At 38.1% G+C, this 25,883-nt stretch carries 25 protein-coding genes; 14 read left to right on the forward strand and 11 right to left on the reverse strand.

Going from position 1 to position 25,883, the window contains the following annotated elements; genetic code table 11:
- Positions 1-329: 329 nt before the first annotated feature.
- Both KO505_RS00015 and KO505_RS00020 read right to left on the reverse strand, forming a co-directional pair.
- On the reverse strand, positions 330-1,514 hold the full coding sequence (locus KO505_RS00015) for an MFS transporter (protein ID WP_216053382.1): 1,185 nt from the start codon (positions 1,512-1,514) through the stop codon (positions 330-332).
- Positions 1,515-1,676: 162 nt separating this feature from the next.
- Complete coding sequence (locus tag KO505_RS00020) at positions 1,677-2,597, reverse strand: manganese-dependent inorganic pyrophosphatase (RefSeq protein WP_216053383.1); 921 nt, start codon at positions 2,595-2,597, stop codon at positions 1,677-1,679.
- 233 nt (positions 2,598-2,830) lie between these two features.
- On the opposite strand from KO505_RS00020, the gene purU reads away from it, so the two are divergent.
- A complete protein-coding gene (gene purU / locus KO505_RS00025; protein WP_216053384.1) occupies positions 2,831-3,691 on the forward strand; it encodes a formyltetrahydrofolate deformylase in 861 nt (286 codons plus the stop codon).
- Positions 3,692-3,815: 124 nt separating this feature from the next.
- Here purU and KO505_RS00030 read toward each other — a convergent pair whose 3' ends face one another.
- Both KO505_RS00030 and KO505_RS00035 read right to left on the reverse strand, forming a co-directional pair.
- A complete protein-coding gene (locus KO505_RS00030) occupies positions 3,816-4,283 on the reverse strand; it encodes a hotdog fold domain-containing protein (protein WP_216053385.1) in 468 nt (155 codons plus the stop codon).
- 167 nt (positions 4,284-4,450) lie between these two features.
- Entirely contained in the window at positions 4,451-5,431 is a 981-nt protein-coding gene (locus tag KO505_RS00035; protein ID WP_216053386.1) for a class 1 fructose-bisphosphatase, read from the reverse strand.
- A 355-nt stretch (positions 5,432-5,786) separates the two neighbouring features.
- Between KO505_RS00035 and KO505_RS00040 the strand changes: the two genes are divergently transcribed.
- The 7 genes from KO505_RS00040 (at position 5,787) to KO505_RS00070 (ending at position 15,207) form a co-directional block, all read left to right on the forward strand.
- On the forward strand, positions 5,787-8,126 hold the full coding sequence (locus tag KO505_RS00040) for a zinc-dependent metalloprotease (RefSeq protein ID WP_252731569.1): 2,340 nt from the start codon (positions 5,787-5,789) through the stop codon (positions 8,124-8,126).
- A gap of 156 nt (positions 8,127-8,282) precedes the next feature.
- Complete coding sequence (gene mpl / locus KO505_RS00045) at positions 8,283-9,653, forward strand: UDP-N-acetylmuramate:L-alanyl-gamma-D-glutamyl-meso-diaminopimelate ligase (protein WP_216053388.1); 1,371 nt, start codon at positions 8,283-8,285, stop codon at positions 9,651-9,653.
- Between the two features lie 24 nt (positions 9,654-9,677).
- On the forward strand, positions 9,678-10,316 hold the full coding sequence (locus KO505_RS00050) for a flavin prenyltransferase UbiX (RefSeq protein ID WP_216053389.1): 639 nt from the start codon (positions 9,678-9,680) through the stop codon (positions 10,314-10,316).
- Between the two features lie 30 nt (positions 10,317-10,346).
- Positions 10,347-11,291 (forward strand): ABC transporter ATP-binding protein, encoded by a 945-nt coding sequence (locus KO505_RS00055; protein ID WP_216053437.1) that lies wholly within the window; start codon positions 10,347-10,349, stop codon positions 11,289-11,291.
- A 1-nt stretch (position 11,292) separates the two neighbouring features.
- Positions 11,293-12,060 (forward strand): ABC transporter permease, encoded by a 768-nt coding sequence (locus KO505_RS00060; RefSeq protein WP_216053390.1) that lies wholly within the window; start codon positions 11,293-11,295, stop codon positions 12,058-12,060.
- Positions 12,061-12,308: 248 nt separating this feature from the next.
- Complete coding sequence (locus tag KO505_RS00065) at positions 12,309-13,931, forward strand: HAMP domain-containing methyl-accepting chemotaxis protein (RefSeq protein ID WP_315947718.1); 1,623 nt, start codon at positions 12,309-12,311, stop codon at positions 13,929-13,931.
- 172 nt (positions 13,932-14,103) lie between these two features.
- Entirely contained in the window at positions 14,104-15,207 is a 1,104-nt protein-coding gene (locus tag KO505_RS00070) for a phosphoribosylaminoimidazolesuccinocarboxamide synthase (RefSeq protein WP_216053391.1), read from the forward strand.
- Between the two features lie 71 nt (positions 15,208-15,278).
- Here KO505_RS00070 and KO505_RS00075 read toward each other — a convergent pair whose 3' ends face one another.
- The 3 genes from KO505_RS00075 to KO505_RS00085 all read right to left on the reverse strand — a co-directional run bounded on the left by KO505_RS00075 (position 15,279) and on the right by KO505_RS00085 (position 17,662).
- Positions 15,279-15,647, reverse strand: a complete 369-nt coding sequence (locus KO505_RS00075) for a DUF3718 domain-containing protein (RefSeq protein WP_216053392.1) — start codon at positions 15,645-15,647, stop codon at positions 15,279-15,281.
- Between the two features lie 179 nt (positions 15,648-15,826).
- Entirely contained in the window at positions 15,827-16,717 is an 891-nt protein-coding gene (locus tag KO505_RS00080; RefSeq protein ID WP_216053393.1) for a cation diffusion facilitator family transporter, read from the reverse strand.
- 72 nt (positions 16,718-16,789) lie between these two features.
- Complete coding sequence (locus tag KO505_RS00085; protein WP_216053394.1) at positions 16,790-17,662, reverse strand: LysR family transcriptional regulator; 873 nt, start codon at positions 17,660-17,662, stop codon at positions 16,790-16,792.
- A 145-nt stretch (positions 17,663-17,807) separates the two neighbouring features.
- Between KO505_RS00085 and KO505_RS00090 the strand changes: the two genes are divergently transcribed.
- Entirely contained in the window at positions 17,808-18,785 is a 978-nt protein-coding gene (locus KO505_RS00090) for an aldo/keto reductase family oxidoreductase (protein WP_216053395.1), read from the forward strand.
- Positions 18,786-18,837: 52 nt separating this feature from the next.
- Here KO505_RS00090 and KO505_RS00095 read toward each other — a convergent pair whose 3' ends face one another.
- On the reverse strand, positions 18,838-19,326 hold the full coding sequence (locus KO505_RS00095; protein ID WP_216053396.1) for a GreA/GreB family elongation factor: 489 nt from the start codon (positions 19,324-19,326) through the stop codon (positions 18,838-18,840).
- 5 nt (positions 19,327-19,331) lie between these two features.
- Positions 19,332-20,186: a LysR family transcriptional regulator gene (locus KO505_RS00100; RefSeq protein ID WP_216053397.1), complete on the reverse strand. Its 855-nt coding sequence runs from the start codon at positions 20,184-20,186 to the stop codon at positions 19,332-19,334.
- A 131-nt stretch (positions 20,187-20,317) separates the two neighbouring features.
- On the opposite strand from KO505_RS00100, the gene rimK reads away from it, so the two are divergent.
- The 4 genes from rimK (at position 20,318) to KO505_RS00120 (ending at position 23,670) form a co-directional block, all read left to right on the forward strand.
- Positions 20,318-21,235 (forward strand): 30S ribosomal protein S6--L-glutamate ligase, encoded by a 918-nt coding sequence (gene rimK, locus KO505_RS00105; RefSeq protein WP_216053398.1) that lies wholly within the window; start codon positions 20,318-20,320, stop codon positions 21,233-21,235.
- Positions 21,236-21,245: 10 nt separating this feature from the next.
- Entirely contained in the window at positions 21,246-22,277 is a 1,032-nt protein-coding gene (locus KO505_RS00110) for a succinylglutamate desuccinylase/aspartoacylase family protein (protein ID WP_216053399.1), read from the forward strand.
- A gap of 4 nt (positions 22,278-22,281) precedes the next feature.
- Positions 22,282-22,716, forward strand: coding sequence for a RimK/LysX family protein (locus KO505_RS00115; protein WP_216053400.1), 435 nt, complete (start codon positions 22,282-22,284; stop codon positions 22,714-22,716).
- Between the two features lie 78 nt (positions 22,717-22,794).
- A complete protein-coding gene (locus tag KO505_RS00120; protein WP_216053401.1) occupies positions 22,795-23,670 on the forward strand; it encodes a mechanosensitive ion channel family protein in 876 nt (291 codons plus the stop codon).
- Between the two features lie 99 nt (positions 23,671-23,769).
- Here KO505_RS00120 and KO505_RS00125 read toward each other — a convergent pair whose 3' ends face one another.
- Both KO505_RS00125 and KO505_RS00130 read right to left on the reverse strand, forming a co-directional pair.
- Positions 23,770-24,714: an HPP family protein gene (locus KO505_RS00125; protein ID WP_216053402.1), complete on the reverse strand. Its 945-nt coding sequence runs from the start codon at positions 24,712-24,714 to the stop codon at positions 23,770-23,772.
- Positions 24,711-24,914, reverse strand: a complete 204-nt coding sequence (locus KO505_RS00130; RefSeq protein WP_216053403.1) for a hypothetical protein — start codon at positions 24,912-24,914, stop codon at positions 24,711-24,713. Before KO505_RS00130 ends, KO505_RS00125 begins: the two co-directional genes overlap by 4 nt.
- A 104-nt stretch (positions 24,915-25,018) precedes the next feature.
- Here KO505_RS00130 and KO505_RS00135 point away from each other — a divergent pair, with 104 nt between their 5' ends.
- Entirely contained in the window at positions 25,019-25,864 is an 846-nt protein-coding gene (locus KO505_RS00135) for a LysR family transcriptional regulator (RefSeq protein WP_216053404.1), read from the forward strand.
- The last annotated feature ends 19 nt before the right edge of the window (positions 25,865-25,883 follow it).

The raw sequence follows: 25,883 nt of genomic DNA on the forward strand, positions 1-25,883 counted from the left end.
TTTGCTTTTAAGTCTCCATCACAAAATCACTTAGTTAAATATTAATTTTTATAAAATACGAAGCATGGATGCTGAGCAAGGGCTTTTTCATGGACGAAAGTTAAGCCCGTTTTTATAAACAAAAATAACTATTTAATGAAGTATTAGATTTTGTTTGGAAGCGGCCTTTTTGGGTTACGTTTTTGGGCTGTTGCAAAAAGGTCACTCGCCGAGGGGCGAAACCTTTGTTATAGAAGTTACTGGGTTAAAAAAGACTAATCAAAACGAGTGTGTAAAACAAATCAGCCCTTAAAAGGCTACCAGCCTTTTAGGAAAAAAGAGACCAAAACTCACCCCCTCCCCCGAATGTACTCCTCCTGACTCGGATTATCAGGAATTAACCGACTGCCAATCAAACTTAATACCGCAAAGCCAGTGCCCACAAAGAAGACTAATGTATGTGAATACAACCAAACAAAACCTAACAATACTGGAATAATAACCGCAGCAATGTGGTTAATAGTAAAACTCACCGATGCAGTAGCAGCGATGTCTTTATGATCGGCAATCTTTTGAAAATAAGTTTTAATCGCAATGGCTAAAGCAAAAAACATATGGTCAATAATGTATAACCCTGCGGCTATTTCCGCATTTTCAACAAACGCATAACCGGTAAAAACAAATATCAAACCTACGTATTCAAAGGTTAACGCTTTACGCTCCCCAATTTTTCCAACCCACTTGCCTATTTGGGCAGCAAATAACAGATTAAAAATGTAGTTAACACCAAACAAGATGCTAATTTCGCCTACACTATAACCAAACTGCTCCACCATCATAAATCCGGCAAACACCACAAATATTTGTCTACGTGCTCCGCTCAAAAAGGTTAATAAGTAGTACAGCCAATAACGTTTTCTTAACAAGAATTTTTTATGTTGCACATGAGGTTGTTCAAACTGTGGAAAGTGCCACGCCATCCATAATACCACGATAAAACCTAATACGCCGGCAATTAAATACGTGGTTTTATAACTTACGGTAAACTGCTCCATTAATATCCAAATCCCCGCAAACGCTAATATTGAGGCAAAGGATTTCACTGCCAGTTGTTTCCCCATAAAATGCGCGGTTTGTTTTTTATCTAGCCACTGTAAGGTTAAACTCTGTTGTATGGTTTCGTAATAATGGAAACCCACAGACATAATGAACGTCGTAATAAATAAGCCGTATACCGAGGGGAAATACCCCGTAAGCGCAACACCTATGCTTAATAAGCCAAGTGATAAAATCGCAAACTTTTGCTCTTTGATCACAATCAATATGTAAATAGCGGTAAAAGCCAAAAAGCCAGGGATCTCACGAATGGACTGCAACATGCCAATTTCAGCACCGGTAAAGGCCGCTTTTTCTACCACAAAGTTATTGAGTAAAGTCATCCAAACCTGAAAAACAAACGGCATAATAAACGCCATTACTAATAAAAACAGTTGAGGTTGGGTTGTGTTTTTTAACACTTGCTGAATTTTATTCATGGTGAAATTGAGTCTTCTAAGTAATTTACAGCTTGGTAAACAGTAGCAACAGAGTGTGACACACATTTGGTGAAAACACTGAGATAATCATCAACAAAAAAGCCGCTTAGCTATTACATAGAGCTAGGCGGCTTAGTTCACAAAAGATGTATTGTTTAAGGTTTATGCAAACGCATCTTGTAGTGGTGGAACAACTTGTTTTTTGCGACTTAATACACCGTCTACCCAAACTTTATTGTCAGCCAGTTTAACGTCATATGCTTTCTCAATGATAGAAGCGTCATCACTAACAACTAAAAACTCAGAACCTTCTTTCATTATGTCCGTTAACAATAAGATAACACTGTGACGGTTGCCTTCTTGTTTCAACTTAATAATATCCGCTTCTAAATCCGCTTTCATTTCGTCAAAAATAGCTAGGTCGATAACTTCAAGCTGACCAATACCAACTAAGTTACCGTTCATATTAAAGTCTTTAAAGTCACGTAGTACTAAGTCACGAGCTGGCGTGCCTTCAACGGCCGATTTAACTTTAAACATGTCCATACCCAACTCTAATGGGTCAGAAATACCAGCGATTTCAGCTAATGCTTCAACACACTTGATATCAGCGGTAGTACACGTTGGTGACTTATAAAGAACCGTGTCACTTAAGATGGCACACATCATGGCACCAGCGATGTCTTTTGGAATTTCAACATCATGAAAGTCATACATCATTTTGATGATGGTATTTGTACAACCAACCGGACGTACCCAAATTTCTAACGGAGTAGATGTCGTAATATCGCCAAGTTTATGATGGTCGATAATGCCCAAAATAGTTGCGTCATCAATGTCATCCGGCCCTTGAACGCGATCTGAATGGTCAACAATATAAAGGTTTTCGCCAGCATAGCTGGTTTTTAATTCTGGCTGCTCAAAACCAAACTTATCTAAGATAAATAACGTCTCTGGCGATAACTCACCCAAACGAGCAGGAACAGTAGGCTCACCTAAAGTTGTTTTTAAATAAGACAAGGCAATTGCTGAGCAAATTGAATCTGAATCTGGGATCTTATGACCCACTACATAATTTGGCATTTCACACCCTTAAAATTAAACGTTGCACCAGAAACTAGTGCCAATAAACTAATGGCGCGAATTATAAACAATTTTTATCAAAATTCGAGCCTTGAATGGAAGTAATAACCTAATCAATTCCGCTATTGTGTAATTTAATTACAAACAAAGTTTAACTTATGCCAATATCGGCTTTATTTTTTCTGTTTTAATCATTAAGTTAACACCCTAGAATTATATCCATTTGGCACAACATGAATCTCGACAATAAATTAACCCTGACTATTTCCTGCCCAGACCGCGTTGGTCTTGTTGCTGCAGTGAGCCAATTTTTAGCAAAAAATAATGTTTCTATCTTAGATGCCAATCATCACACCGACAGCGAAACCCAGTGGTTTTTTATGCGCCACGAAATGTTATTTGATCCAGAAGTGATCAGCTTTGAAGATCTAAATAAAGAATTTGCTTTTATCGCAGACCACTTCCAAATGAAGTGGGCAATCACACCTAAAAAAATAAAAAACAAAGTGGTGTTATTAGCCAGTAAAGAGTCTCACTGTTTAACTGACATTTTGCACCGGTGGCATGAACAAGAGTTAGATTGTGAAATTGTAGCGGTAATTGCAAATCATAAAGAAATGGAAAAGTACGCAAACTGGTATCAATTACCGTTTCATCATATTGATTTTAAAACCGACAAATCTGCGGCTTTTACACAACTTGAACAAGTAATAGAACAATATAACACCGACACCATAGTGTTAGCGCGTTTTATGCAGATATTCCCTGACGCTCTATGTCAAAAATTCAAACACCAAGTAATCAATATACACCATAGTTTTTTACCTTCATTTGTTGGTGCAAAACCCTACCATCAAGCCTATGAGCGCGGTGTAAAACTAATTGGCGCTACCTGCCACTACGTCACAGCAGACTTAGATGCAGGGCCTATTATTGAGCAAGAGATCTCGCGAATTAGCCACAGTGATTCAGTGCAAGACATGGTGCGAAAAGGTAAAGAATGTGAGAAGTCGGCACTTGCCAGAGGGTTAAGATACCATCTTGAGCACCGAGTGATGGTACAAGGCAACAAGACGGTGATCTTCGCTGATTAACCATGTATTGATTAGATCTTGTATTGGTTAGATCTTGTGGATTAGTCCATATTCATTTTCTAGCCATCAATAAAAAACGGGTAAACCTTGTTTACCCGTTAATCTCTAACACTATCGATTTGACTTATTTAGCTTTTTTAGCTGAAACCCAAAGTTTGATATGACCTTTAACGACCACAACATCGTTATCGTCATAGGCATTTATCTCAACGAACACGTCCCCTTCTTGCCAATGATTGTCTGGTAATACCGCAACACAACGAATGTTAGAATCAGCCTTAGCAGTGTAATCAACTTGCATGCCCTTTGGGATCCAACGTAAGTGTTTCGGAATTGATGCTTCGGCCATAAAACCCATCGCCATTTCTAAACCATTACAAATAGCGATTACGTGCACAGTACCAATGTGATTTTCCACTGCACGTTTCTTCTTAATCAAACAATGACATTCACCTGGTACTAATTTACTAATAACCGGAGACACCGTTTTAAAGTAAGGAGCTTTACGAGCGGCAAACATTGAAAACATTTTATTACCCAAAGGTAACTTGGTTAATTTGTTATATAATTTTAAAACGTAGTTTTGGCTCATGCGCGGGTACCCTGTTTAATATCGCTCTTTTATTTATGCCACCAAATTAACACATCCGACCAGACAAACTCAAACGGTTTATCCTTGTTATTCAATTTAGCTTAAAACATAAAAAAACGCTCAAATAGACAACCTATATGAGCGCTTTATTTACGACCTAAAACACCTTATTGATTATGGTAGTCTAGGCAAATTTTAACTTCTTGTTTAGAGCCTAAAATAACAGGGACTCGTTGATGCAATTCTGTTGGTTGAATATCTAATATATTTTGTTCACCGGTCGATACTAAGCCACCAGCTTGTTCAATCAATAAACCCATAGGATTCGCTTCATATAACAATCTTAGTTTATTTGGTTTGCTTAAGTCGTCGGTGTGAGCTGGATAAGTAAATAAACCACCTCGACATAAAATTCTGTGTACATCACCTACCATGCAAGCCACCCAGCGCATATTAAAGTTTTTACCTCTAATCCCGCCTTTGCCATCCAAAATATCGCGAATATAACGTTGCATTGGGATTTGCCACTTGTGCTGATTAGAGGCGTTAATCGCAAACTCTTGCGTTTCTTCAGGTACTTCAATGCGTTCTTGTGTTAACAAGAACGATCCATGGGTTTTATCTAGTGTATAAAACTTCACACCTTTCCCGGTGGTTAACGCCAAGATAGTCGATGGGCCATACATTACATACCCAGACGCAACTTGATTACGTCCCGGCTGTAAAAAGTCAGATTCGGTGATGGCATCACCGGCTAATTTTTCATCCGGCACGGGTAAGATAGAGAAGATAGTACCAGTTAAACTGTTTACGTCTATATTTGAGCTGCCATCCAATGGATCAAACGCAACTAAGAAACGTCCCCCGTGCACACCTTCTACAATAAAGTCTTCTTCTTCTGATGCGATTGCTCTGACAAAACCAGACTCAAGTAACATGTCTTTTAATAATTGATTGGATAATACATCGAGTTTTTTCTGGGTCTCACCTTGAATATTCTCATCTAACGTTGAGCCTAAAACACCCGCTAGATCAGCTTGGCCTACCCGGAATGAAATATCTTTACATGCAGCCAAAATTGTACGAATTAACGAAATTAAATCGAGTTCTACACCATCTTCACGTAATACCGGAGCTAATCTACGCATAACTTAACGTCACCTTTTTTATTAATTGGAGAATAATTATAAATAATGTTTAGGCGCTTACTTTACAGTATTCAAGATGCTTTTGCATGTGCATAAGTTGAACAAACTGAAAACTTTCATAGTGAATTACATAATAAATTGTTTACAGTTAGTCACTGTTTACTTTGATGAAATACTAATTTTGCGGTATGAACAACCATAAATCACTATTCCCATAAACCGGCTAATCAGGCACACTTAAAATACGATTAAAGGTAATTAACAATTTACCGCACATTGCAAAAAATGGAGTACCAAGATGGTGACTGCGATTAAGTTTTTCGGATTCATTTTGCTTTTAGTATCAGGCCAATTAATGGCAAAAGATATCACTAGCTTTACTAAAGGCATGAAAGAAGGAAAAGGATTTTTTACTTTTTATTATGATGAAAACAAGGATAAAGTTTACTTAGACGTAGATAAATTATCACAACCATTTTTATTCCAAAGCTCTATGCCTCAAGGGATAGGTTCCAATGACATTGGACTTGATAGAGGCCAATTGGGCGATACTCGTATTGTGCAATTTGAGCGTTATGGCAATAAGGTGTTATTAAATCAACTAAATACCTATTACCAAGCTAAATCCCAAAATGCGGCAGAAAGGCAAAGTGTTAAAGAAGCCTTTGCAGAGTCGGTAATTCAAGGTTTTACCATTGTTAGCCAAGATGACGATTCGGTACTAATTGATTACACGTCATTTCTATTAAGTGACATACACGGTATTAGTCGTAGTTTAGCGGCCGGTAAACAAGGTAACTTTTCGTTAGACAGTTCACGTAGCGCTGTCTTCATGCCTCGCAGCAAAGCATTCCCAAAAAATACAGAGTTGGAGTCCGTCGTCAGCTTTAAAGGCAGTTCACCAGGTAAACATGTCAAAAGTGTTGCGCCTGATCCATATAATATTACCGTGCATTTACACCACTCGCTGATTGAACTTCCAGATGATAATTATCAACCAAGAGCGTTCCACCCTTATTCAGGATTTTGGAGTGTAGAAACCAAAGATTACGCAGTGAGTCTAGATGAAGATATGGCTGTTAAATATATTCCACGCCATCGTTTACACAAAAAAAATCCTACGGCAGAAAGAAGTGAAGCGATAGACCCTATTATTTATTATCTCGACCCTGGTGCGCCTGAGCCTGTGCGTTCAGCATTATTAGATGGTGCAAGGTGGTGGAGTAGCGCATTTGAGAAAGCTGGTTTTATCAATGCCTTTCAAGTGAAAATGTTACCTGAAGATGCTGACCCTATGGATGTGCGTTACAACACAATTCAGTGGGTACACAGAGCCACTCGCGGTTGGAGTTATGGCTCGTCGGTTATTGACCCAAGAACCGGTGAGATTCTTAAAGGTCATGTTACCTTAGGTTCATTGCGCGTTCGCCAAGATTATTTGATTGCTCAAGGGTTAACGGCACCGTTTACTTCGGATAATGCTGATACCAGTGCAATCAAAGAAATGGCGTTGGCACGTATTCGCCAGTTATCGGCTCACGAAGTAGGCCACACTTTAGGTATCGCTCATAACTTCTCAGCTTCAGTGAATAACCGCGCTTCGGTCATGGATTACCCTCACCCATTAGTGACAATTAAAGACGGCAAAATTGATTTATCTAATGCCTATGACGACAAAATAGGTGTGTGGGATGAATATGTAATTAAATATGGTTACAGCCAATTTTCAGATAACAACACCGAGCAACAACAGCTCGCGTCATTAGTGGCCAGTACCAAACAACAAGGTTTCTTATATATGTCTGATCCGGACGCGCGCCCATTAAGTGGTGCGAATCCAGAGGGGCACTTATGGGATAACGGTGACAATCCAGCCGTTGAATTGGAACGAATGTTAGACGTACGTAAGTTAGCACTTAATAACTTTGGACTTGATAATTTAGCTAGTGGTAGAGATGTATCTGACTTGCAAGAGATCTTAATTCCTATCTACTTATTTCATCGCTTTCAAACCACAGCTGCGGCAAAAGTTATTGCAGGTGTTGATTATAGTTATCAAGTTAAATCGGATAATGAACTAGGTGCAAAAGCAGTCAATTTTGACCAGCAGCAACAAGCACTAAATGCTATTTTACGCACATTAACCCCTCAGGAACTGGTTATTCCAAAACATATTGTTGAGCTTATTCCGCCAAAATCATACGGTTCTTATCGCAACAGAGAAAGTGCGCCAAGTAAAACTGGATTGGTGTTCGACCCGATTGAACTGGCGTCTGCCTCCGCCCAACATTCGTTAAATGCGTTGTTAAATCCGGCTAGGTTAAATCGAATTTCTCAACAAGTAGCATTGCATTCAGAGACACCTACTTGGTCTTTACCTTTGTATTTAACTCAAATTATTAACGCAACCGTCAAAGCAGATTCAGACGCTGGAGTTAACCACCTATTACATAAAAGAGTCGCGGCCTTAACCATAGAATCGTTAATGAAGACCTTATTAAACGAACAGACATCGATAGAAGTGAAAGCTGAAATCTTTGAATCTTTACATGAGTTAAATACTTGGTTGTCCTCATACTCTAGAAAAAACAGCTTTAATAACTTACTTAGCTATCATTTAGCTTGGTATTTTGAGCATAGAAAGTGGTTGCCATTAATTAAACCGACAGCAATGCCACCGGGTTCACCTATTTAATTATTATCTGATTCAAGTAATTAAATGTTAATTTGGCAGGGATGACACTTTGCGTCTCCCTTGCCCTGCGTTATTATTCCAATCACTAAACATCATCTCTTTAAATTGTGCGACACAATTAATCAACAAATGAGATCAAAGGAATTTTTCACTTTCATGCATATTCATATATTAGGTATTTGCGGTACGTTTATGGGTGGCATCGCTGCCATTGCCAAAGAACTTGGACATAAAGTGACAGGTTCAGATCAAAACGTATATCCACCTATGTCAACTCAACTAGAAAAGTTAGGGATCACCTTAACCCAAGGTTGGAGTCCGGAGCAATTTAACCCCGTGCCAGATATAGTGATCATTGGGAATGCAATGTCCCGTGGAAATGAAGCAGTTGAATACGTATTGTCGCGCAAGCTCCCTTACACCTCAGGCCCTGAATGGCTGAAAAACAATTTATTGCAAAATAGATGGGTATTAGCGGTCGCAGGTACCCATGGTAAAACCACAACAACCAGCATGTTAACTTGGATATTGTCCGATGCTGGCTTTAACCCAGGTTATTTAATTGGTGGTGTACCGGGTAACTTAGACTTGTCGGCAACCGCAGGAATAGATCCGTTTTTTGTTATAGAAGCTGATGAATACGACACCGCCTTTTTTGATAAACGTTCTAAGTTTGTGCATTACTTACCAAATACATTGGTATTGAACAATTTAGAATTTGATCATGCTGATATTTTTGATGATTTAGATGCAATAAAACGACAATTTCATCATATGATCAGAACCGTGCCTAACAATGGTTTGATACTTAATAACGCCGACGATGTGAATATCACTAAAACACTTGAACTCGGTTGTTGGACGAAGACACAAAGTGTTGGTCAGCAAGGTGATTGGCAAGTGAACTTACTTGATAACAAACTAGGTAACCAAGACGGGTCTGCATTTGAAGTTATATTAAACCAACAAAATTTAGGGACTGTTAATTGGGACATGACAGGTTTACATAATGTTTATAATGGCCTGATGGCAATTGCAGCGGCAAGACATGCTGGTATTGATGTTCAAGTTGCTATCCAAGCATTAAACCAATTTAAAACGCCAAAGCGTCGTATGGAACAAATTTATGCTCAACATGACATCCATGTTTACGACGATTTTGCTCACCATCCAACAGCCATAACCACGACTTTACAAGGTTTACGTAACAAGGTTGGTGATGCTCGCATTATTGCTATTTTAGAGCCACGTTCCAACACCATGAAAATGGGTGTTCATAAAAATACCTTGGTGGAATCTTGGCAACAAGCAGATAAAACATTTGTTTATCAAGACCAACAACAATCTTGGCAGTTACCTTCTGGTTTAAATTTAACGGTTTGTGATGATATCGAATTAATTGTCAGCCAAGTTGTTGATTTTGTGTGCCCTAATGACCATATAGTTATAATGAGCAATGGTGGGTTTGGTGGCATCCATGTTAAATTAACCAATGCTATCAACAACAAATTTACCAATATCTCGTAACATTCTAAGTTAAAGGCTAATGTCATGTCTGTCATTGACAGTAACAACCAATATTCCGGCCAAATTACGATTGGCATCACTGGTGCGTCTGGCACTCCCTATGCGGTTGAATTAATTAAACAATTAGTAAGTAGTGATATTCAAGTTTTTGTCATTATTTCAGCTGCAGCACGTGTTGTATTTAAGACCGAAGCCGACATTGATGTACCGGGGCATCCTCAAAAAGCCACTGAATTTTTCACTGAGTTTTTTAATGCTAAACCCAATCAAATTACCGTATTTGGTAAAGATGAATGGTTTTCTCCTGTTGCTTCAGGTTCTGCAGCACCAAAACAAATGGTGATAATCCCTTGTTCGACTGGAACCTTATCTTCCATCGCGGTGGGCGCATCTGATAATTTATTAGAGCGAGCGGCAGACGTTGTGATCAAAGAACGAGGGCAACTCATTATTGTGCCTAGGGAAACCCCTTTTTCCTCGATTCATTTGGAGAACATGTTAAAACTTTCTAACTTAGGCGTCACTATAATGCCAGCAGCTCCCGGCTTTTATCACCAGCCAAAATCAATCGATGACTTAGTGCAGTTTATGGTCGCGCGGGTATTGGATCATTTAAAAATTAATCAACAAATAGTGCCTCGTTGGGGCTATACAAAATCTTAAGAAGCTATTATGAAAACGTTAGAGCCAACTATGAATGCTTTAGAAATTACAGACCTGACTAAAACATACCAATCAAAATCCAGAACGGTTGAAGCACTAAAAGGGATATCGCTAAATGTTAAACAAGGCGACTTTTTTGCTTTGTTAGGCCCAAATGGTGCGGGTAAATCGACCACAATCGGTATCATAAGTTCATTAGTCAATAAAACGTCTGGCACAGTTAAAGTGTTTGGTCATGACATAGATACCGAGTTAGAAGTCGCTAAAGCACAAATTGGATTAGTCCCGCAAGAATTCAACTTCAATATGTTTGAAACGGTATTACAAGTGGTAGTCAACCAAGCGGGCTATTATGGTGTAGAGCGTTCTGAAGCGTTAACACGTGCCGAAAAGTATTTAAAACAAACCGACTTATGGGAAAAAAGAAACGCCCGTGGTCGTGAATTATCAGGTGGCATGAAACGTCGTTTAATGATTGCCAGAGCGTTAATGCATGAACCAAAAATCTTAATTTTAGATGAACCAACTGCGGGTGTTGATATTGAGATCCGTCGTGGCATGTGGGAATTTTTGAAAGACTTAAATGCGCAAGGCATTACTATCATCTTGACCACTCATTACCTTGAAGAAGCTGAAATGTTGTGCCGTAACATAGCGATTATTGACCAAGGTAAGATTGGCCAAAATACCAATATGAAATCATTATTGGCAACGCTGAATGTTGAAACCTTTGTATTAGATACCAAGCCTTTTGAACAACCGCCAGTGTTAAACGATTACCGTCATCAGGTTATCGATGACCATACTATTGAAATAGAAGTACAAAAATCTCAAGGTTTAAACGACGTATTCGCTCAGTTATCTGAACAAAATATTCAAGTATTAAGTATGCGTAATAAAGCCAATCGACTAGAAGAACTGTTTGTTCGTATGGTTGAAGAAGGCAAGTCTGGTCAAACAAAGGAAGCTAAATAATATGTTGTCATATTCAGTTGCATTAAAATCGATTCTTACTAAAGAATGCACACGTTTTCTTAGAATTTGGGTGCAAACCTTAGTACCTCCTGCGATCACTATGACATTATATTTTGTCATTTTTGGTAATCTTGTCGGTTCACGTATTGGTGAAATGGGCGGCTTTGATTATATGTCATTCATCGTCCCGGGTTTGATCATGATGTCAGTCATTACCAACTCTTATTCCAACGTGGCCAGCTCTTTTTACAGCGCTAAGTTTCAACGTAACATAGAAGAGCTGCTCGTTGCCCCTGTACCTAATTACATCATAGTTTTGGGTTATATTGGCGGCGGCATGTTACGTGGTTTATTGGTTGGACTTATTGTGACGTGTGTCTCTATGTTATTTGTTGATATTCAAATACACAGTTACACCATATTAATATTTACCGTATTAATGACGTCTATGGTGTTTTCATTAGCCGGCTTAATCAATGCTATTTTTGCCAATAGTTTTGATGATATTTCAATTATCCCAACGTTTATTTTAACGCCTCTGACTTACCTTGGTGGTGTATTTTATAGCTTGACTTTATTGCCTGAAATTTGGCAAGACATCTCCAAAATAAACCCAATCGTTTATATGGTTAATGCGTTCCGTTACGGTTTCTTAGGTGTTTCTGACGTTAACTTAACTTTTGCCGTTGCGATGATTTTTGGTTTCACCGTCATCTTCTTTAGCCTTGCTTTATATCTTATTAATAAAGGCATTGGCATCCGTTCATAATCCCCCTCAATTTGGAAACGTAATTAATCTAAATTAATTACGTTTCCTCACACTATTTATAAAATATGTGCTTTAATTATTTGTAGTTAACTGCATGTTGCTATTAAAGTTTTAAATGTTTGATGCAGTTATTGAATCTTATAATTATTGCCCAAATCAATTTTCATAAGATTTGAATAAAGGATCTTTGATCTGTGCCGATATTAGTATTGCGCAACAGGTATTTTTTGTAATTTTGAGGTAATCGTGTGACCAATTTAAAGAATTTAAGTGTATTTATAAAAGTAAATGTCATCACCGTCATTGCTATGCTTGCGTTGATCACGGTCTTAATCTTAAACGCACTTGCTATCAGTGAAAATAATAAGAGCCTTGATGAGCTAAAAGACAAACGCTACCTTATTGCTCAATATTCTACGGCTAACTCATTTATCATCAATAGAATTGATGAACGTTACACCCAAGCCGTGACTTTTGGGGATGAAGATTTAATTACCTCCGCCGGTGAACAGTACAACCTATTAATTGAAAACATTGAAAAAATAGAATCATTAGATAACCCATCTAATTCACGTTTATTAGAAAAGTTTAAATCCGACTTACAAAGCTATAACGTAATTGCGAAAGACATCGTAAAAGGGTTTATTAATGAGTCATTAGACTTCTCCGTAATTCAGCAGAAATCCAAAGTTAAAGCTGACCTATACGAAAATATCAACAAAGCCTTAGACGAATACAAAAAACAATCAGACGACTTATACTCAAAAATGGCTGATGATGCTAAAGCACGATCTGAAGATGCAATTACCCAAAGTATTATTATCTCGATTGTTCTGACCATATTAATCATCTTATTGGGTTATATAATCGGTACCAATATTCGTAAAGCCGCATCAGATGCTGCTGCAACATTAAGTGAATTAGCGGAAGGTGAAGGCGATTTAAAATCTCGGTTAAACGTCGACAGTGAAGATGAAATTGGTCAGTTAGCCATTAACTTTAATAAGTTTATGGAAGTGTTACGCGGTGCTATCAGTGATGTAATGTCGGTTGTACAACCGCTGTTAGATAACTCTACTCGTCTTATACAACGCATGGAAACGGCTGAATCTGCAATGCACAAACAAAGTGAAGATTCGGAACTTGTTAATCAATCAATGCAAGAAATGCATCATAGCGTTAATGAGATATCAAATTCTGCAGCTTTAGCCTCTCAAGCAACTAGCGATGCTGATTTAGAAGCCAAACAAAGTTTAGAAATATTGAGCCAGTCAATGGCCGTCTCTCAAGCGCTTAATAATGAAATTAAAGGGGCATCTGCGGTTGTTCATCAATTGGCTCAAGATACTCAAAATGTGAATAAAATATTAGATGTAATCACCTCGATTGCGGAACAAACCAATTTATTAGCGTTAAATGCAGCTATTGAAGCCGCGCGAGCTGGTGAACAAGGCCGAGGGTTTGCAGTTGTTGCAGATGAAGTTAGGGAATTGGCATCAAGAACATCAAAATCAACTACTGAAATTCGTGAGTTATTAAATGCACTAACTGAAGCGGCAAGCGCATCGGTTGACTCAATGGAAAGTGCCAGTGCTCAAGCAGAACGTAATGAAGAGTATGCAGCACAAACCGGTGACTCGGTTAAGAAAATTGCAGAACACATCAACACTATCAATGGCATAAACTCTCAGGTTGCAACGGCCACTGAACAGCAAACAGCTGTAACTACTACTGTTGTTGAAAACGTGAATGATATGAACGAATCCATTAGTTCAACATTAGAAGCGCTTAGCGGTATCCGAGATGTATCAAGTAACTTACATACATTGTCAGACGACTTGTTAGAAGCGGCTTCTAAATTTAAATTATAAAACATGAAAATGGACAAAAAGAAGATCACTTGATGTGGTCTTTTTTTATGTCTGAAAAATATATTTAAGGTTGGAGGATAAGTATTGAATTAAACGTTTGATGCCCACTAAAGGAATTTGCTAGAATCCTCAGCATTAAACATCCCGCATATTTCTTACTTTAGGAAGCCCAATGAGCTTAGCTAACTCGGTTTTGGCCGTAAACAACGACCTACCTATTATTACAGATCAAAAAGTTCACAGTGGAAAAGTCCGTTCTGTGTATTGGTTAACGGCTAAAGACAGTAAACGACTGATTGAACAAAATGGCTACAACGTTCAATCTGACGCCCCGCTAGCGATTATGGTCATCAGTGACCGTATCTCTGCATTTGATTGCATCTGGCACGGTGAAGGTGGTATTAAAGGCGTTCCTGGCAAAGGTGCAGCATTAAATGCAGTGTCAAATCACTGGTTTAAAATGTTTAAAGATAACGATTTAGCGGATAGCCATATTTTAGACATCCCGCATCCTTTTGTTTGGATTGTGCAAAAAGCCAAACCAGTAATGATCGAAGCGATCGCTCGTCAATATATAACTGGCTCAATGTGGCGCAGTTACGAAAAAGGCGAACGTGAATTTTGTGGTATTCAATTACCTGAAGGACTAACTAAAGACCAGAAGTTAGACGACATATTAATTACCCCTTCAACTAAAGGTATTTTAAAAGGCATACCAAATGTGCCAGAAGCGGACGATGTTAATATTCGTCGCCAAGATATCATCGAAAACTATCAAGCCTTTAATTTCTTAGACAAAACCGATGTTGATAAGTATGAAGTATTATTAAAACAAGGCTTCAACTTAATCAGTGGGGCATTAGCTAAATTAGACCAAATCTTTGTCGATACTAAATTTGAATTTGGCTATGTAAAAGATGCGGCTGGTAACGACAAGCTTATTTATATGGATGAAGTGGGTACACCAGATTCATCTAGAATATGGGATGGCCCTAATTTTAGAAACGGAAAAGTTGTGGAAAACTCTAAAGAAGGGTTTAGACAAATGTTACTTAACCACTTCCCTGATCCAGACATATTGCTAAATAAAAATAGAATGCCGGAACGTGAAGCATTAGCTCGTGATAACGCTTTACCTGAATCTGTAATTATGGATATCTCATCTACCTACTTGAATATTGCCGAGAAAATCACAGGCAGTAAAATTGTATTATCCGATAATCCAAAACAAGAGGTTATTGACGTATTAGCAGAGCGATATCAATTGATAAAATAAACATCATGTTTATCGCCGTAAAAACAAAAAAGGATGCCATTGGCATCCTTTTTCTATTTAATTAATTTATCTTATCGAGCAGCGATAGATGACGCTATTGGAGATGCAGCGTGGCCACTAGTGTTAGCCCAATCTAAATCGCCAGATGATGCAAAGTGAGAAGCTGGCATACGTTTAACGATAAAGCTACCTACGTCTTCTGCATTGTTAGACATTGCATAACGAACTAAGTTTTCACCACCACACGTAATACCTTGATATACGTCACGTAATTTCAAACCTGATTCTTTTAATTTTTTGCGAAAACGAGACTTATCATTTGCAGCTACATTTTCACAAATGCCATTTAAAGCTTCAACACCTGCAGCTTGAGCCGTTTGACTAAATGAAGCTGAAGCAAAACCAATCACTAAAGTTAACGCTGTCATTACTGTTTTCATGTTAAATCCTATTAAAAAATTTGGGGGGCTAATTTTGATGCGCGCATTCTATTGCCTTGGCTAAAAATCAACCATAGGGAATTCCCTTAATTTTCACTTAACATGAAATTAAACCGATAACTCAACAACTTAGACTTTGGGTAAAATAGTAACTTATCAGATTAACATTATCAGTTTGATTATTTCCTCACTATCGACACAGGGTCTAAGTGAATCAGGATATCCGAGAAAGGATAGGCATTCTCTAATGCAGCTTCAACCTTCTCACTCACATCATGAGCATCCAATAAAGACATGTCATCTTCGAGCTCAAGATGTAATTGAATAAACACGGTGCCGCCAGACTGTCTGGTTCTCACTCCGTGAATACCTTTGACCAAAGGAATATTTTGGGCAATGGACATAATGGTTTGTTGATCATCATTGGACAACTCTTTATCCATTAATGACTGTACCGACTCAGAGCCCACTTCATAAGCCCCATAAAATAAATATAGCGCAATCCCAATCGCAATCCATGAATCTAAAAATGAATAACCAAATTGAGTTAGGTAAAGCGCAAACAGTACCCCAACATTCATTAATAAATCGCCTTTATAATGCAAACTATCGGCTTTAATCGCAATTGACCCTGTTTTTTTCAAGGCAAAAGTTTGGATCACAACTAACAATAACGTAATGAAAATACTGAAATATATAGCCGCCAAACCTAAAGAAATATTATCAATGTTTTGTGGGTGAGATATGCGCCCGACCGAGTGAAAAATTAATAGAAGCGCCGAACCTGTGATAAAGGCCGATTGAAACAATCCCGCTAATGACTCAGCTTTACCATGACCGAAACGATGATCGTCATCCGCTGGTGTTAATGCATAACGTACCGCAAAAAAGTTAACAATCGATGCTGCAACATCAAATACAGAGTCCGTTAATGACGCTAAAACACTGGCAGAATCGGTATTTAACCAAGCATACCCCTTCACTAATATCATACTAAAAGCGGCAACTATGGCTGCGGAGCTAGCAAAACGCACCCAATAACTATAATCGTTGTTACTTTTATCCATCATTCATTAAAGCCCAGCAAAACATACATGTTATCAATATAATAGCCCATTAGTTACGTAACCCGGTATAAGATTTTAATTAAAATAGTCCTGTGTAAACTTAATAAAAGCAGACAGACGGTTGGATTGATAGAGCAACTGTGGATGGATCATATAAATAGAAAGCCCCATAGGCATTTCTTCTTTAAATAGTTGAATTAACTTTCCTTGTTCGATTTCTCTATCAACTAAATATTCAGCAACACGTATAATCCCCTGCCCTGATAAAGCTAAATCTTTTAATAAATGATTGTCATTTATTTGTAGCCATCCATTAGCTTTAACTTCACATCCAACAAAGGTCCATGTTGGTTGATCTTGTCCACGTAAACATTGGTGATTATCCAGGTCGTTTGGATATTCTGGGGTTCCGTGTTTGGCTAAATACTGTGGAGCAGCACACACACAGTGCTGATAAGTGAGGACAGGTTTAGCGATCATATTTTGTGGCGGCGTATTTGTTGCCCTAAACGCCAAATCATAATCACTGCGATTTAAATCATAATTGGTGTAACTGCTGTCCACCGAAAATTCTATTTTTGGGTGTAACTTTTTAAATTTAGTAAAAATGTCTATTAAGTACCTTTCGGTAAAAATCCTTGGCGACGTTACCTTGATCACTCCTTCTATAGCTGTTCCTTCATTTTTGGCATTCCGTTCAAGCTGCAATAGATCGTATCTAATTTGATTCATGCCTGATAAAACACGTTCGCCTTCTGCCGTTAATCGCACGCTTCTGGTTGACCGGATCAAAAGAGGCAATCCCATGTCTTGCTCTAGCCGGCGAATTTGAGCTGACAAATGACCACGAGAGATACCTAAATGTGATGCAGCAACCGTAAAACTTAAATGTTGTGCTACTTCACTGAACAACATTAAACGTTCTAATTTTTTATGCTCTTTATTCAAAAGGTGACTCTTGTTTGTTAATCCGATTTATATTGTTTTTTATACTAAACAATTAATTTTGTTTTGTAATATTTTAATTACACCAAATATGTTTGAAAATACTAACCTGTAAACACGTGTAAGTTTTAATTAAGGAACATAGTTCATGCATCATTCTCGTTATCCTTTATCTAAGTTGATTTCAAACAACAGTACTATCGCATTTGGCTGCATGGGGTTAGGGGGAAGTTGGGATAATGATCCGGTCAATGCCGAACAAATTAAACATGCCCATCAAACCGTGGATGCCGCTTTAGAGGCAGGCATGACCTTTTTTGACCATGCGGATATTTATACTCGCGGCAAAGCGGAACAAGTCTTTGGGGAAGTATTAAAACAACGCCCTGAATTACGCAGTCAAATATCACTGCAAACTAAGTGCGCTATCCGCTTTCCTGACGAACAAGCACCGCAACGGTATGACTTTTCTCCTGAGTGGATTTTGCAATCCGTTGAGAACAGCCTTAAACGACTCAATACAGAACAGATTGACGTTTTCTTATTGCATCGCCCTGACCCTCTGATGGAACCTGAGTTAATTGCCCAAGCTTTTAATTCTCTGCAGCAATCTGGCAAGGTTAAACATTTTGGTGTATCCAATATGCAACAACATCAAATGGCTTTTTTACAATCGGCGTTATCAGAACCGTTAGTGGTTAATCAAGTTGAGTTGAGTCTTTCGCATTTAAATTGGATTGAAGAAGGTGTCACTACTGGTAATTCAGGCGAGTTACAGGTTAATTATGGTGCGGGAACGCTAGAGTACTGCCAATTAAATAACATTCAATTGCAATCTTGGGGCAGTTTGTGCCAAGGGTTATTCTCTGGGCAAGATGTTTCTAATCAACCGCAACATGTTAAAAATACGGCTGAATTAGTGAGTAAGTTAGCGGCTGAATATCAGGTGAGCCAAGAAGCCATCGTACTTGCTTGGTTAATGAGGCATCCAGCTAAAATCCAACCGATTATTGGCACCACAAATCCAGCTCGAATTAAAAATTGTGCGCAAGCTGAAAATTTAACTTTAACTCGTAACCATTGGTATGAACTATGGTTAGCGGCAAGAGGCCGTCAACTTCCTTAAAACACAGCAATCAAATTACATCTAGCTCATTGTTCATGAGCTAGATGGTCGATTAAGTGATACTAACAATCTCGTAAAATCGTTTAGTTCCTTGTAACGTCAAACCAATCTCATCATTTCTATATTTGCCCATCAGTTTTATCCCCAACGGCGCAGACTCAGTGATCACTGTGATTAACTTGCCATCTTGGTTTAACTTCACACCTCCCATCGCTGGCCCCAACAAAAACCATGAAGGTTCGTCCTGTTCGTTTATCAATTGAATTAAACAACCTAATTCAATTGGACCGTCGGATTTAAGGCTCGTGTTACTTAACGCACGCCATTGCATTAACGCCAATTTTAATTCAGCCACTCGTTGGGATTGACCATGGGCTAAATAAGATGCTTCCAATCCTACTGTATCGTATTGTGTTTCCGGTTTGCTTTGTTCGTGTGTTGCCAAATCTTTAGCGTCATTTGCAGCACGGGTTGCCACAGACAAAGACTGCTCAATCTCAATTAACAGGGTTTGAATTAGCATTGTTTTATTGATCATCATTAACGTTATGCCTGCCCGGCTTTAATTACAGGAAACAAATCTAATGTTTGCTCTATCAATTCCTGCTTTTGTCCTTTAGCTAAATAAATTGCATAAATGTCTCGATAAAAAACGGGAGCACTTTCAACCTCAAACAATTGTTTTTGTTGAATTAGAGGAAATGTCATCGGCTTTGGCAAGTAGGCACTTCCCCCGGCTTCCAATATATAATCAAGTGTAATATTTGGTTGACTCATATGATGTTTTGCTAAATTTTTTCCACCAAAAAACTTTCGATACTCTTCGTTAATGGATTCACCATAGTCAACATTCACAATGTTGGGATAACGCTGACTGGTTAAAGATAATTTTGATGTGGTCACTAAATGTAATGGTATTGATGCGACCCGTCGACTTACTAACAAATCAACTATGGGAGGCTCAAATAAAAAACCAATATCTACCTTTCTATTTAACACATCACTGCGTAATTCTAATGGATTATAAATACGCGTATACAAGCCTACGTCTTCAATATTTCTATGTATTTTTTGCATCCAAGCATGCAATGCAATATCCCAAATAGACATCATGGCACCAATCACTAGTTGGGATGAGTCCTGTTTTGCCATGCTGATATCTTGTTTGGTTTTTTGCCACATATCCAACATATCGTTGGCATGTTTTATCAATCGGTGGCCTTCGGCGGTTAATTTTAATTGTTTATGTGTTCGGTCGAACAAAGAAACCGACAACTCCACTTCTAACTGTTTGATCCTAGCACTCACCGCTGACTGAGTTAGCGATAAGTTCTCACCTGCAATTCTAAAATGCAGTGTTTCACTCACCTCTAGGAAAGTTCTTAATAACTGATTATTCATTTTTTTACAAACACCATTTAATCAATATTTTTTGTTAAACCGATAGAAATAATAAATTATATTAATTACAAAATTAAAGCTATCCTTAATTATCAAATCTATACTTATTTAAAATTCCATTAGGAAATATTATGAAAATTGCAATTTTGTCTCGTAACGAAAACTTATATTCAACCAGAAGATTAAAAGAAGCTGGCGAAGCGCTAGGCCATGAAGTCGATGTGATAGACACTTTGCATTGTTATATGGATATTACCAGTAGCCGTCCAACGGTTAGATATCACGGTAAAGAATTACCAAAATACGATGCAATCATTCCACGTATTGGCGCGTCAGTTACATTTTACGGTACGGCTGTAGCAAGACAATTCGAAATGATGGGCACTTTTAATGTAAATGAGTCTGTTGCGATCAGTCGTTCACGTGACAAATTACGTTCATTGCAATTATTATCTCGTAAAGGTATTGGTCTACCAAGAACTGGGTTTGCGAGCAAACCTGATAAAGTAAAAGATTTAATTAAAAATGTTGGTGGTGCACCCGTTGTAATCAAATTGCTTGAGGGTACTCAGGGTATTGGCGTTGTTCTAGCTGATACAGCAAAAGCCGCTGAAGCGATTATCGAAGCTTTCATGGGCTTAAAAGCAAACATCTTAGTGCAAGAGTTTGTTAAAGAAGCTGGCGGTGCAGACATTCGTTGTTTGGTTGTTGGTGGTAAAGTAGTCGCCGCAATGAAACGTCAAGGTGCTGAAGGCGAATTCCGTTCCAACCTACATCGTGGTGGTACTGCTGAAGTTGTTAAATTAAGTAAAGCAGAACGTGAAACAGCTGTAAATGCAGCTAAAGTAATGGGTCTTGGTGTTTGTGGTGTTGACTTATTACAATCACAAAATGGACCTATGGTGATGGAAGTTAACTCTTCTCCAGGTTTAGAAGGCATTGAAAACGCAACAAACAAAGATGTAGCTAAAATGGTTATCCAGTTTATTGAAAAAAGAGTTGCAGAAACACCATTAGCCAACGTAAATAAGACTAAAGGTCAAGGTTAGAAGGTAAGAGATGGAAAATATTAAAATTGGCGAGTTTGAAATCGCCCCTGGCGAATCTCGCCAATTAGAATTACCGGTTTCAAAGTTATACACCAATGCACCAGTATCTTTACCGGTTCATATATTTAGAAGTAAAAAAGAAGGGCCGGTGATCTTTGTTAGTGCTGCAGTTCATGGCGATGAACTAAATGGCATCGAGATCACTCGTCGTTTAATTAGCCAAAAGAACTTTAAATTAACACGAGGTACGTTAATTGTAGTTCCTATGGTTAATGTGTATGGCGTTGTAACACAAAGCCGTTACATGCCAGACAGACGTGATTTAAACCGTAGTTTTCCTGGTTCAGCTAAAGGTTCGTTAGCGGGTCGTGTTGCTCATATATTCATGACTGAAATCATTAAACATTGTGACTTTGGTATTGATTTACACACTGGCGCGATTCATAGATCAAATCTACCTCAAATTAGAGCGGATTTATCTGACCCAGAAGTGAAAGAGTTAGCTGAAGTATTTGGCGTTACGGTTGTGCTTAATTCTGAAGTATTGGAAGGTTCATTAAGAGAATCTGCTTTTGCTGCAGGAACAAAAGTACTGTTATATGAAGCTGGTGAAGCATTACGTTTTGACGAATTATCAATCCGTGCAGGCTTAAAAGGTGTATTAAACGTATTACAACATTTAAAAATGATACGTAAACCGGCCGCTAAGAAACGTAAAGTAGAACCGTTTATTGCGAATAACAGCAGTTGGACTCGTGCAAATGCGAGTGGCATAGTTTCAAACTTGGTTTCGCTTGGAGATCATGTTTTAAAAGGTCAGGTGTTAGCTCGAATTTGCGGTCCTTTTGGTGACATCTTGGGTGAAGTACAAGCAACTCGAGGTGGCATTATTATTGGTCAACAGAACATTCCATTGGCACAAGAAGGCGAAGCTATGTTCCATATCGCCAGCTTTGAAGAAGACCATGAAGATATTGCTGAGCAAATTGAAACTGCAAATGAATTATTACTTCCTGAAGATGAAGGTCTGTTAAGAGGTTAATTAAATGACGACGGAAACTAAAAAGATCATAGGTAGACTTGAGTCGGTATCGTTACCAGAACTAGGTATAGATAGTATGCAAGTTAAAGTAGATACCGGTGCAAAAACGTCTTCGTTACATGTTGATAATATTGAAAAGATTAAGGTTAAAGGCAAGCCGCACGTAAAGTTTGACCTTCACCCTGACATCCATAATGTCAATAAGATCGTTTCATGTACCGCAGCCGTAAATGACATAAGGAATATTAAGTCATCCAATGGTAATGCAGAAACGCGTTATGTGATTAAAACCCCACTTACTCTTGGTGGAGATACTTGGAAAGTAGAGATCACATTAACTGACCGTTCAGACATGAGTTATTTAATGTTGTTCGGATGTGAAGCAATTGGTACTCGCTTTTTAGTCGACCCAAGTGAAGTATTTTGTATATCAGAGTAATAAAGTAAAACCCCATTTGAATCTCTCAATTGGGGTTTTTTATTATAAAAATAATAAAAGATAATAAAAGATAATAAAATGAATTTAGACAGCATTAGAACACTACTTAGTGAAACCCTCGTTACCATTTCCGGACAACCCGTTTCATTGGGCAATATATTATTGATCCCAATTGTATTATTACTTGGTTTTTGGCTGACCAAAGCACTGGTTAAACTTGTAACCAAAAAGCTCACCAGTAAAAGTAAAGATCCTAACCTGATTCATTTAACTCAAAGGTTAATGTACGTTTTAGCTATCGTTATTATCCTGATAACCACGTTAGATCTTATCAATATTCCTATCGCTGCTTTTGCTTTTTTATCTGGTGCCATTGCGATTGGTTTTGGTTTTGGTGCACAAAACATCATCAATAATTTTATTAGTGGTTGGATATTAATGTGGGAACGTCCAATTCGTATTGGTGACTTTTTAGAAGTAGAAGATGCCAAAGGCGTGGTAGAAGAAATTAATACTCGTTCAACTCGTTTTCGTCGGGTCGACGGAGTTCATATGTTAATACCGAATAGTAAACTATTAGAAAATACAGTGATCAACTGGACGTTAGTCGACAAACTAATGAGAACATCGGTACGAGTTGGCGTAGCATACGGCTCACCCACCAAAAAAGTAGCTGAATTGCTTCTACAAGCCACCAATTCTCAACCTGAAGTGTTATCCGATCCAGGTCCTACCGTTATCTTCGATGATTTTGGCGATAATGCATTGACCTTTGAAGTCAATTTATGGATAAAATCAAACGTTGAAGGTGGGTTACGTACCGTCAGAAGTAACATACGTTTTGCGATCGACGAATTATTTAACGAAAACGACATAGTGATTTCGTATCCTCAGCGCGATGTGCATCTTGATGGATCATTGATATTAAAACGCGAACCTAAACGTTCTAATTAACCAACACTCAAGTTAAAGCCAGTTATCCATATCTTCTAATATTATATTTAACTGGCTATGGCTCACCGATTGACTTTTAATGACTAGCTTTTCTGCATATTAAGCGGCTTTTTTAATCCAAGATTTTTTTTCTAACTCTACTTCTAGTTTCGCCCAACGGCCGAACTCTTTTAAACTGCACTTACCAATTAGCGATATATTGTCCCCTGCTACTACTTTGTAAATCACCATTTTACTTGTTAATGAGATGATCTCTTTTACACTCCACAGCCTACCTAACTGAGCGTTACTGTAATAATGATTTTCTAAAAAAGTTAAACTGTTGTTATTTCCGGCTTTTGCATGGGTTATAGCAAGATCAAATATTAACGCTAATTCTTCAGTGCTAACGTCAACATAAGAGTCTAATTGTAATAAGGCCGAACTAAAGTCTTCGTGCGTTAATTCATCCAAATTACTCGACGTTTTTTTATTTCTAAAATATAAATAAGCAGGGTAACGACGCCACTCAAATAAGTTATTAAAAATTAGTCCAGTAACTAGTAACGCGGTTACGTTAAGTACTAATATTTCGGCTAACGCGCTTATATTCAAAGCATTTGGGCTATGTCCAGCCAATACAATAAATAACGCGGTAGCACCTCCCGGAGGATGTAAGCAGCGAATACAGTACATAGCAATAACCGCAGTACCTACCGCTATGGCACTTGCTATTGCAACTTCTGGCACAAAAATAAAAACAAAATATCCAATCAATGCAGATATGATATGACCGCCAAAAACGCTCCAAGGCTGAGACAACGAACCATGGGGCAAAGCAAAAACAAGAACCGATGAAGCCCCCATCGCTGTTAATAAAATATAACCTTCATTGGTATTTAATACCTCGCTTGCAATGATGTAACTTAAAAATATCCCTACCGTAGCCCCAATTCCAGAAATGACTTTTTCTACGAATGTCGTGTTTGAACTTTCACAGCCTATGAGTTTAAAAAAGTTTTTCAGTGTAATTTCACTGGATAATGGTTTGCTTAATTCAGTCATCGATAAACACCATCTTTACTGCATGCCAATATCACAACGTAGGAAAGTTTAAACATGACGCTAGTGATCATTAATGTGAAATGCCAAAATATGGTCCAAGGTAATGATATTTGTAAATTGGACACAAACAGAACATAAATGGCAAGAACGATCACACAAAATGATGACACCATTCCAAAAAGACCAAGCTTAAATTTCACAAAACCAACCTCTCACACTTTAATCAGACGCGCAGGTTAATCAAATGGATAACTTATGTATAATGAATAATAACGATACTTAAGTTCAAAGATAATGATATTAAATGGATATTGGATTAGCGAAAACATTTTTGGAGATCATGGCGTCTGGCACCTTTATTGAAGCTGCCAGAAAGTTAAACTTAACCCAAACAGCAATCACGACTCGGATTAAAAATTTAGAGTCTCAATTAAACTGTAAATTATTTATCAGGAACCGTTCTGGTGCTAAGTTAACCCGTGAGGGGGAAGTATTTGCCAAATATGCACTGACTTTAGTGCAAACTTGGGAAACAGCACAGTCGCAACTGCAACTGCCAGTTAACCAAAGTAAATCTATTCATATTGGCGCTGATATTAGTTTGTGGAATCCACTTATGACCCATTGGTTAGAAGAGATCACAAACTCTCACGCCGATTATAATATCCATAGCGAAGTTGATCATACCAACAAGTTAGTTGAGCAATTACAGGCAGGAAGCTTAGATGCTATCGTGGTACATCAACCAAATTATTTTTCGGGCTTAGTTGTAGAGCAAGTTGTCGAAGAAAAACTTATCCATGTTCAATCAACTGTATCTGCCACACCTAACTTGTTTGTTGATTGGGGTCGTGAGTTTAAAGACAACTTTGATTCGGTTTTACCTGTACCAAGACAAGCTGCTTTAAGCTTTAGTTTAGGACCTTTAGCATTAAAGTATATGCTTAACCAAGGTGGCAATGGTTATTTTAGAACTCGAGTTGTAGAACCTCATATCCAATCAGGCAAACTAGAAAAAATATCTAATTCTCCTGAATTCTCTTATCCTATTTATGTTATTTATCGTTCTGATAATTCAGCCGAGTCACTGCAAAACATCCTCAATTGCTTGAAGAAATGTTTGACCACAAATACACCTTGGCTAGTTTAGATAGCTTGGTTCTTATAAA

It is taken from the genome of Psychrosphaera sp. F3M07, assembly GCF_018860345.1.
Lineage (GTDB): Bacteria > Pseudomonadota > Gammaproteobacteria > Enterobacterales > Alteromonadaceae > Psychrosphaera > Psychrosphaera aquimarina.